The organism is Providencia sp. PROV114 (genome assembly GCF_032704305.1).
Taxonomy (GTDB): domain Bacteria; phylum Pseudomonadota; class Gammaproteobacteria; order Enterobacterales; family Enterobacteriaceae; genus Providencia; species Providencia rettgeri.
Window position 1 is genome coordinate 4,379,180 of record NZ_CP120528.1, and the last position, 9,198, is coordinate 4,388,377.

The 9,198-nt window shown below is 44.1% G+C and carries 4 protein-coding genes, 5 tRNA genes and 3 rRNA genes; 1 reads left to right on the plus strand and 11 read right to left on the minus strand.

Features of this window, described 5'->3' with window-relative positions; genetic code table 11:
- Positions 1-146: 146 nt before the first annotated feature.
- The 5 genes from tuf to P3L37_RS20235 all read right to left on the minus strand — a co-directional run bounded on the left by tuf (position 147) and on the right by P3L37_RS20235 (position 1,857).
- Complete coding sequence (gene tuf / locus P3L37_RS20215) at positions 147-1,331, minus strand: elongation factor Tu (RefSeq protein ID WP_004264373.1); 1,185 nt, start codon at positions 1,329-1,331, stop codon at positions 147-149.
- A gap of 118 nt (positions 1,332-1,449) precedes the next feature.
- Positions 1,450-1,525, minus strand: a tRNA-Thr gene (locus tag P3L37_RS20220).
- Between the two features lie 6 nt (positions 1,526-1,531).
- Positions 1,532-1,606: transfer RNA gene (locus P3L37_RS20225), tRNA-Gly, on the minus strand.
- A 75-nt stretch (positions 1,607-1,681) separates the two neighbouring features.
- A tRNA-Tyr gene (locus P3L37_RS20230) sits at positions 1,682-1,766 on the minus strand.
- A 15-nt stretch (positions 1,767-1,781) separates the two neighbouring features.
- Positions 1,782-1,857, minus strand: a tRNA-Thr gene (locus tag P3L37_RS20235).
- A 426-nt stretch (positions 1,858-2,283) separates the two neighbouring features.
- Here P3L37_RS20235 and coaA point away from each other — a divergent pair.
- Positions 2,284-3,234, plus strand: a complete 951-nt coding sequence (gene coaA / locus P3L37_RS20240) for a type I pantothenate kinase (RefSeq protein ID WP_109913348.1) — start codon at positions 2,284-2,286, stop codon at positions 3,232-3,234.
- A 39-nt stretch (positions 3,235-3,273) separates the two neighbouring features.
- Here coaA and birA read toward each other — a convergent pair whose 3' ends face one another.
- The 6 genes from birA to P3L37_RS20270 form a co-directional block, all read right to left on the minus strand.
- The gene (birA, locus tag P3L37_RS20245; RefSeq protein WP_109913347.1) at positions 3,274-4,248 is read right to left on the minus strand and encodes a bifunctional biotin--[acetyl-CoA-carboxylase] ligase/biotin operon repressor BirA; all 975 of its coding nucleotides are present in this window, start codon (positions 4,246-4,248) and stop codon (positions 3,274-3,276) included.
- Entirely contained in the window at positions 4,245-5,279 is a 1,035-nt protein-coding gene (gene murB, locus P3L37_RS20250; protein ID WP_109913346.1) for a UDP-N-acetylmuramate dehydrogenase, read from the minus strand. The genes birA and murB overlap by 4 nt, the downstream gene beginning before the upstream one ends.
- Before the next feature lie 155 nt (positions 5,280-5,434).
- Positions 5,435-5,550, minus strand: a 5S ribosomal RNA gene (rrf, locus tag P3L37_RS20255).
- A gap of 26 nt (positions 5,551-5,576) precedes the next feature.
- Positions 5,577-5,652 (minus strand) — tRNA-Thr (locus P3L37_RS20260).
- A gap of 45 nt (positions 5,653-5,697) precedes the next feature.
- Positions 5,698-5,813, minus strand: a 5S ribosomal RNA gene (gene rrf / locus P3L37_RS20265).
- A 143-nt stretch (positions 5,814-5,956) separates the two neighbouring features.
- Positions 5,957-8,974: ribosomal RNA gene (locus P3L37_RS20270) — 23S ribosomal RNA — on the minus strand.
- Positions 8,975-9,198: the final 224 nt, after the last annotated feature.

Here is a 9,198-nt window from a genome sequence, read left to right on the forward strand (position 1 = left end):
AAAGATCATTTATTACAAATAAGTTTGTTACATGAACAATTTAAATCAAAAGAATAGATTACGGACAAGATAAGTAATTTTGTTTATGACAACAAAAAAGGGCACCTAATAAGGTGCCCCTCTTTAAAACTAAATGAAGCTATGTATTATGCAATAATTTTTGCAACAACACCCGCACCTACAGTACGGCCACCTTCACGGATTGCGAAACGTAAACCGTCGTCCATCGCGATTGGGTGGATCAGGGTAACGATCATGTTGATGTTATCACCTGGCATTACCATCTCTACGCCTTCTGGCAGTTCGATAGTACCGGTTACGTCAGTTGTACGGAAGTAGAACTGTGGACGGTAACCTTTGAAGAATGGAGTGTGACGACCACCTTCATCTTTGCTCAGAATATAAACTTCTGATTCGAATTTAGTGTGCGGCTTGATTGAACCTGGTTTTGCCAGTACTTGACCACGTTGAATTTCTTCACGTTTAGTACCACGCAGCAGAACACCTACGTTCTCACCCGCACGACCTTCGTCCAGCAGTTTACGGAACATTTCAACGCCAGTACAAGTTGTTTTAACCGTGTCTTGAATACCAACGATTTCAACTTCTTCACCAACTTTGATGATACCACGCTCAACACGGCCTGTTACTACTGTACCACGACCTGAGATTGAGAATACGTCTTCGATTGGCAGCAGGAATGGCTTGTCAATTGCACGCTCTGGCTCTGGAATGTAAGTATCCAGGTGGCCTGCTAATTCAACAATTTTCGCTTCCCACTCTGGGTTGCCTTCCAGCGCTTTCAGAGCTGAACCACGAACAACTGGAGTGTCGTCGCCTGGGAAATCGTATTGAGACAGAAGTTCACGAACTTCCATTTCAACTAATTCTAACAGCTCTTCGTCGTCTACCATGTCACATTTGTTCAGGAACACGATGATGTAAGGAACACCAACCTGGCGACCTAACAGGATGTGCTCACGAGTTTGTGGCATTGGGCCATCAGTCGCAGCAACAACCAGGATTGCACCGTCCATCTGTGCAGCACCAGTGATCATGTTTTTAACATAGTCGGCGTGTCCTGGGCAGTCTACGTGTGCGTAGTGGCGAGTTGGAGTATCGTATTCTACGTGTGAAGTAGAGATAGTGATACCACGCGCTTTTTCTTCTGGTGCGTTATCGATTTGGTCGAATGCACGAGCAGAACCGCCGTAAGTTTTAGCCAGAACAGTAGTGATAGCTGCTGTCAGAGTAGTTTTACCGTGGTCAACGTGGCCGATAGTACCAACGTTAACGTGCGGTTTTGAACGTTCAAATTTTTCTTTAGACATTAGATTGTCCCTCTAAGACACGGAATCGGTGGTTAAACCACATCAACCAAGCAAGAATTTATTTCGCTTGTTTTTTTCAGGAGACAAATCAGGGAGATTAGTGAGAACATAAGGGAAGTGGTGCTGATAGGCAGATTCGAACTGCCGACCTCACCCTTACCAAGGGTGTGCTCTACCAACTGAGCCATATCAGCACATCTTGGAGCGGGCAGCGGGAATCGAACCCGCATCATCAGCTTGGAAGGCTGAGGTAATAGCCATTATACGATGCCCGCAATGAACTCGGCTACCTGAGTTATCAGCTGTTAAACTGTTCCTCAAAATTTTCTCTTAAGAAAATTTCTTGGAAATGGTGGTGGGAGAAGGATTCGAACCTTCGAAGTCTGTGACGGCAGATTTACAGTCTGCTCCCTTTGGCCGCTTGGGTATCCCACCTATCCAAATTGTTAATGGTGCCGGCACCAAGAGTCGAACTCGGGACCTACTGATTACAAGTCAGTTGCTCTACCAACTGAGCTATGCCGGCATCAAGTGCTGCGCATTCTAGGTAGAGTCGGCGCAGGTTGCAACAAAAAAATTAATTTTTTTGTTTGTTCGCTCACATTTTGTTCGCTTTTGGGCTTTTTGTTGATTTTTTAACTATTTTAAGCTTAAAACATCAACAGCAGCTGTTAACTATAGTCCATTATCATTTGGTCAGTAAAGGGAGAAAGAGGCTTAAAATTTTTAAAATTATTATTTTTTATTCGATATCACAATTTTAGCCTCTCATTTTTAGGTGTTTTTTTCATCACTCAGTATCATTTTTTCTGCCTACATCAAAAAAAACTCATAAAAAATAGAAAAAAACCTACGCCTCCCCACTTTCACTCGCTATGATGCTAGCAAATTTTATGGATACGGGTGTTTAGGCAACCTGTCCAACCTGCATAAAATAGGCAGATGTTGGTTTATGAAAAAGAAAGAAAATTTTATTACTACGCCATACTTAGAGTTTGATAGAGAACACTGGGCAACGTTACGTGATTCAGTTCCACTTACATTAACATCGAGTGAACTTCTAGAGTTAAAAGGGATTAACGAAGAACTCTCTATGGAAGATGTTATAGAGATTTATCTACCTTTATCGCGTTTATTGAATTTTTATATCAGCTCAAACTTGCGTCGTCAGGCTGTCCTAGAGCAATTCCTTGGAACTAATGGCGCAAAAGTGCCTTATATTATTGGTATAGCAGGTAGTGTAGCTGTTGGTAAGAGTACAACTGCACGTTTACTACAAGCACTACTCACTCGTTGGCCAGAACACCGTAAAGTTGACTTGATTACAACTGATGGTTTCTTACATCCTAATCAAGTATTAAAAGATAGGAATATCATGAAGAAAAAAGGGTTTCCGCAATCTTATGATATGCGAAAACTCGTTAACTTCGTGTCGCAAATAAAGTCAGGTGCACGTAACGTTAAGGCTCCTGTTTATTCACATTTAACGTATGATATCGTTCCTGACCAAGAACAAATCATTGATCAACCTGATATTTTAATACTTGAAGGGCTGAATGTCTTACAAAGTGATATGGATTACCCGCAAGATCCTCATCATGTCTTTGTATCTGATTTTGTTGATTTTTCCATTTATGTCGATGCTGCACCTGAATTATTAAAACAATGGTATATCGGTCGGTTTCTTAAATTTAGGCAAGGTGCATTCTCAGATCCTGATTCTTATTTCCATAGCTACTCTAAATTAAGTGAAGATGAAGCTATTAATATTGCAGGGTCTATTTGGGATGAAATTAATGGATTAAATCTTGAAGAAAATATATTACCAACGAAGGAAAGAGCCAGTTTAATTATGACTAAAGGTGAGAACCATACTATTCAGAGTGTTAGATTAAGAAAATAATTATTTATATTGGCCGGCTTATCTCCGGCCAATAATATATCACTCATTTAGCCTTAAGGATATTTCCCCTCCAATATAGGGAATTATTTCTCCATTATCCTTTTGTAGTAATAATGCACCTTGATCATTAACGCCACGCTCAATACCTGATATTATATCATTACCTATCAATAACTTAACATGCCTGTTCAGAAAATTATCTAGTTTAAACCATCGCTCTAAAAATGGTTTTAGTCCTTCGTATTCAAATATAACTAAAGATTCTCTTAATGACTTAATAATATTAGCAGATAATTCATTACGCTCTATATTTTCAACCTCATCTCTTAGTGATGACCATTCTTGTGTTATTGATTTTGAACTTTCAATATTGTTATTATTCATTCCAATGTTAATACCAACACCAATAATAATATGAGCTGCATCTCCTGTTTTACCAGTTAATTCAACAAGAATTCCTGCAAGTTTTTTATCATTCATATACAGGTCATTAGGCCACTTTACTTTCACTTTTTCTTGACTAATTCTATTTAAAACTTCAGCAATTACGATGCCCACAACCAGACTTAGTCCCACTGCTGCTGCTGGGCCTTGTTCTAATCTCCAATACATTGAAAGATATAGATTACAACCAAATGGAGATATCCACTGACGCCCTCTTCTACCACGTCCAGCACTTTGATATTCGGCTAAGCAAGTATCTCCTGATTTAAGCTCAGCAATACGCTCTAACATATATTGGTTTGTTGAATCGATCACTGGCTCAACAATAATATTCACATCATCAATTTGCTTTTTAATGGCTTCTTCACTTAATAAATTGATTTGATATGGAAGCTTATAGCCTTTGCCAGCTATTGTTTCTATATTTAATCCCCAAGAGCGCAATGTTTTGATATGTTTATTAATTGCAGATCTTGTCATTCCTAATTGTTCACCGAGTTGCTCCCCCGAATGGACCTGAGCATCAGCTAAGATATCAATTAGCTGTAAAGGAATATTAGTTTCTTTCATCGAATATAATCCATTGCATTAACTTCTCCCACTCGACCGATAAACCTTACTTCTGGCTCTAAAATAATATCAAAGCGCTTTGCTACCGTTTGGCTCACATATTTCGCCAAGTTAGCAATATCTTGCCCTGTTGCGTGCTGTTTATTAATTAATACCAACGCCTGTTGGGTGTGAACAGCTGCGCCACCTATTTGATGACCTTTTAAACCGCACTGGTCAATTAACCAACCTGCGGCTAATTTAACACTACCATCTGCTTGTTCATATTGAGGGCAATTAGGATAAGCTATTTTTATGGCCTGTGCCTTTTCTGCTGAAATAACAGGATTTTTAAAGAAACTACCCGCATTGCCCGTTACTGTTGGGTCAGGTAATTTGCTTCTACGTGTTTGGCATACCGAATTAAATACTTGCTCTGGTGTTACTGTATTGGGATCAAGTTGAGCAAGATCTCCATACATAAGCTTAGGAACCCATTCTTTAGCTAATTTTAACCCAACACTGATGATGACATAGCCATATTGATACTCATGCTTAAAAATACTATCACGATAGCCAAATTGGCACTCTGAAGCTGTTAGTCGTATTACTCTGCCTGTTTCAAGGGAAAGCACATCAACATACTCACATATATCTTTCAGCTCTATACCATAAGCACCTATATTTTGAATGGGTGCAGAACCCACACAACCCGGGATTAATGCTAAATTTTCTGCACCACAAATACCTTTACTCAATAATGTTTCAAGTAATTGATGCCAATTTTCACCTGCTTGAGTATGAACATACCAATAACTGTTATCTTCTGTTATTTCTATTCCCTTAAGCTGATTAATAATTACAACACCTTCAAAGTCTGCAACAAATAGAACATTACTTCCCCCCCCTAATAATAATACTGGGAGTTGCTGATTTTTAGCCTCGACCCATTGTTGGAGTAAAGATTCTTGGTTATCCACAAAAACAATTGATAATGCTTTTGCTTGAATGCCAAAGCTATTAAATGATTTAAGTTCAGACGTTAGGTTCATTACAGCCTTCAGTACAAATAAAACTAGGATAGGATAAGTCTATCAGGCTGGATTAAGAGTGAATAGCAAGATTAGGAAAATAAGATAATTAGTGAGAATTGCGCTATTAATAGAATGCAAAAAGCCACCCAATGGGTGGCTTCTTTATATTTAAAACCTAGCAGTTCCCTACTCTCACATGGGGAGACCCCACACTACCATCGGCGCTACGGCGTTTCACTACTGAGTTCGGCATGGGGTCAGGTGGGACCACCGCGCTATTGCCGCTAGGTAAATTCTTTTTAAATGCCGATTATATGGTGCTGATACCCAGATTCGAACTGGGGACCTCACCCTTACCAAGGGTGTGCTCTACCAACTGAGCCATATCAGCAATATGGTGCGGTCAGTCAGTACTGACACAACCTTAAAATTGAATGTCTGGCAGTTCCCTACTCTCACATGGGGAGACCCCACACTACCATCGGCGCTACGGCGTTTCACTGCTGAGTTCGGCATGGGGTCAGGTGGGACCACCGCGCTATTGCCGCCAGACAAATTCTGTGTGTTCCCGTTTAGTCTCACTTTCGCGCACTAAACCAGAACATCAATCTCGAACAAGCTGCTGTGTCCTTCACCTTTCGGCTTCTCACGCTTATTGAATCAACATAATCTCTCTAAAACACCTTCGGTGTTGTCAGGTTAAGCCTCACGGTTCATTAGTATTGGTTAGCTCAACGTATCGCTACGCTTACACACCCAACCTATCAACGTCTTAGTCTTAAACGTTCCTTTAGGACCCTTAAAGAGTCAGGGAAGACTCATCTCAAGGCAAGTTTCCCGCTTAGATGCTTTCAGCGGTTATCTCTTCCGCACTTAGCTACCGGGCAATGCCATTGGCATGACAACCCGAACACCAGTGGTGCGTCCACTCCGGTCCTCTCGTACTAGGAGCAGCCCCTTTCAATCTTCCAACGCCCACGGCAGATAGGGACCGAACTGTCTCACGACGTTCTAAACCCAGCTCGCGTACCACTTTAAACGGCGAACAGCCGTACCCTTGGGACCTACTTCAGCCCCAGGATGTGATGAGCCGACATCGAGGTGCCAAACACCGCCGTCGATATGAACTCTTGGGCGGTATCAGCCTGTTATCCCCGGAGTACCTTTTATCCGTTGAGCGATGGCCCTTCCATTCAGAACCACCGGATCACTAAGACCTACTTTCGTACCTGCTCGAGCCGTCACTCTCGCAGTCAAGCTGGCTTATGCCTTTGCACTAACCGCATGATGTCCGACCATGCTTAGCCAACCTTCGTGCTCCTCCGTTACTCTTTGGGAGGAGACCGCCCCAGTCAAACTACCCACCAGACACTGTCCGCACCCCGGATAACGGGGCTACGTTAGAACATCAAACATTAAAGGGTGGTATTTCAAGGTTGGCTCCATGCAGACTGGCGTCCACACTTCAAAGCCTCCCACCTATCCTACACATCAAGGCTCAATGTTCAGTGTCAAGCTATAGTAAAGGTTCACGGGGTCTTTCCGTCTTGCCGCGGGTACACTGCATCTTCACAGCGAGTTCAATTTCACTGAGTCTCGGGTGGAGACAGCCTGGCCATCATTACGCCATTCGTGCAGGTCGGAACTTACCCGACAAGGAATTTCGCTACCTTAGGACCGTTATAGTTACGGCCGCCGTTTACTGGGGCTTCGATCAAGAGCTTCTCCTTACGGATAACCCCATCAATTAACCTTCCAGCACCGGGCAGGCGTCACACCGTATACGTCCACTTTCGTGTTTGCACAGTGCTGTGTTTTTAATAAACAGTTGCAGCCAGCTGGTATCTGCGACTGGCTTCAGCTCCATCCGCGAGGGACTTCACCTAGCGCCAGCGTGCCTTCTCCCGAAGTTACGGCACCATTTTGCCTAGTTCCTTCACCCGAGTTCTCTCAAGCGCCTGAGTATTCTCTACCTGACCACCTGTGTCGGTTTGGGGTACGATTAATGATAATCTAGAGCTTAGAGGCTTTTCCTGGAAGCGGGGCATGAGCTACTTCATCACCGTAGTGACTCGTCATCGGACCTCAGCATATAATGAACCGGATTTGCCTAATTCACCTGCCTACATCCTTAAACCGGGACAACCGTCGCCCGGATAGCCTAGCCTTCTCCGTCCCCCCATCGCAATTATCACCAGTACGGGAATATTAACCCGTTTCCCATCGACTACGCATTTCTGCCTCGCCTTAGGGGTCGACTCACCCTGCCCCGATTAACGTTGGACAGGAACCCTTGGTCTTCCGGCGTGCGGGTTTTTCACCCGCATTATCGTTACTTATGTCAGCATTCGCACTTCTGATACCTCCAGCATGCCTCACAGCACACCTTCACAGGCTTACAGAACGCTCCCCTACCCAACAATATTTACATATCGCTGCCGCAGCTTCGGTGCATAGTTTAGCCCCGTTACATCTTCCGCGCAGGCCGACTCGACCAGTGAGCTATTACGCTTTCTTTAAATGATGGCTGCTTCTAAGCCAACATCCTGGCTGTCTGAGCCTTCCCACTTCGTTTCCCACTTAACTATGACTTTGGGACCTTAGCTGGCGGTCTGGGTTGTTTCCCTCTTCACGACGAACGTTAGCACCCGCCGTGTGTCTCCCGTGATAACATTCTTCGGTATTCGTAGTTTGCATCGAGTTGGTAAGTCGGGATGACCCCCTAGTCGAAACAGTGCTCTACCCCCGAAGATGAGTTCACGAGGCGCTACCTAAATAGCTTTCGGGGAGAACCAGCTATCTCCCGGTTTGATTGGCCTTTCACCCCCAGCCACAAGTCATCCGCTAATTTTTCAACATTAGTCGGTTCGGTCCTCCAGTTAGTGTTACCCAACCTTCAACCTGCCCATGGCTAGATCACCGGGTTTCGGGTCTATACCCTGCAACTCATTCGCCCAGTTAAGACTCGGTTTCCCTACGGCTCCCCTATACGGTTAACCTTGCTACAGAATATAAGTCGCTGACCCATTATACAAAAGGTACGCAGTCACCCCACCCCAAAGCACATTCACTGCTTGTTTTGTGTGTTGGGCGTCGCAAAAAACGCTCCGCCAACGCGTGTTGAATGTCACTTCAAAGTTGTCCTCAACACCAGAAAATGCTTTGGTGGTGGGGCTCCCACTGCTTGTACGTACACGGTTTCAGGTTCTATTTCACTCCCCTCGCCGGGGTTCTTTTCGCCTTTCCCTCACGGTACTGGTTCACTATCGGTCAATCAGGAGTATTTAGCCTTGGAGGATGGTCCCCCCATATTCAGACAGGATAACACGTGTCCCGCCCTACTCGTCGAGTTCACAACACTAACACCTTCGGATACGGGGCTATCACCCTTTACTGCCGGCCTTTCCAGACCGTTCTCCTGATGCTAATGCTGATTAAGACTCTGGGCTGCTCCCCGTTCGCTCGCCGCTACTAGGGGAATCTCGGTTGATTTCTTTTCCTCGGGGTACTGAGATGTTTCAGTTCCCCCGGTTCGCTTCGTTTGACTATGTATTCATCAAACGATAGTGCAACGAATTGCACTGGGTTTCCCCATTCGGAAATCGTCGGTTATCACGGTTCATATCACCTTACCGACGCTTATCGCAGATTAGCACGTCCTTCATCGCCTCTGATTGCCTAGGCATCCACCGTGTACGCTTAGTCGCTTAACCTCACAACCCGAAGGTGTCTTCTTACAACGAGTGACTGTGCTTCATGATTTCGGCGTTAGTCCGTGCGCGCAATGCTCACGTACGTTAAGTACGCTGCGCTTGCTGTGCGCGGGCTGCCTTGAACTCATGTCGCTCGTCGACTCGATAGTTCAAAGTACACTATTCAAGTTGAGATTTTTGAGAGACTCTCACATTGTTTAAGCGATAAACAATGTGCGTTGTTT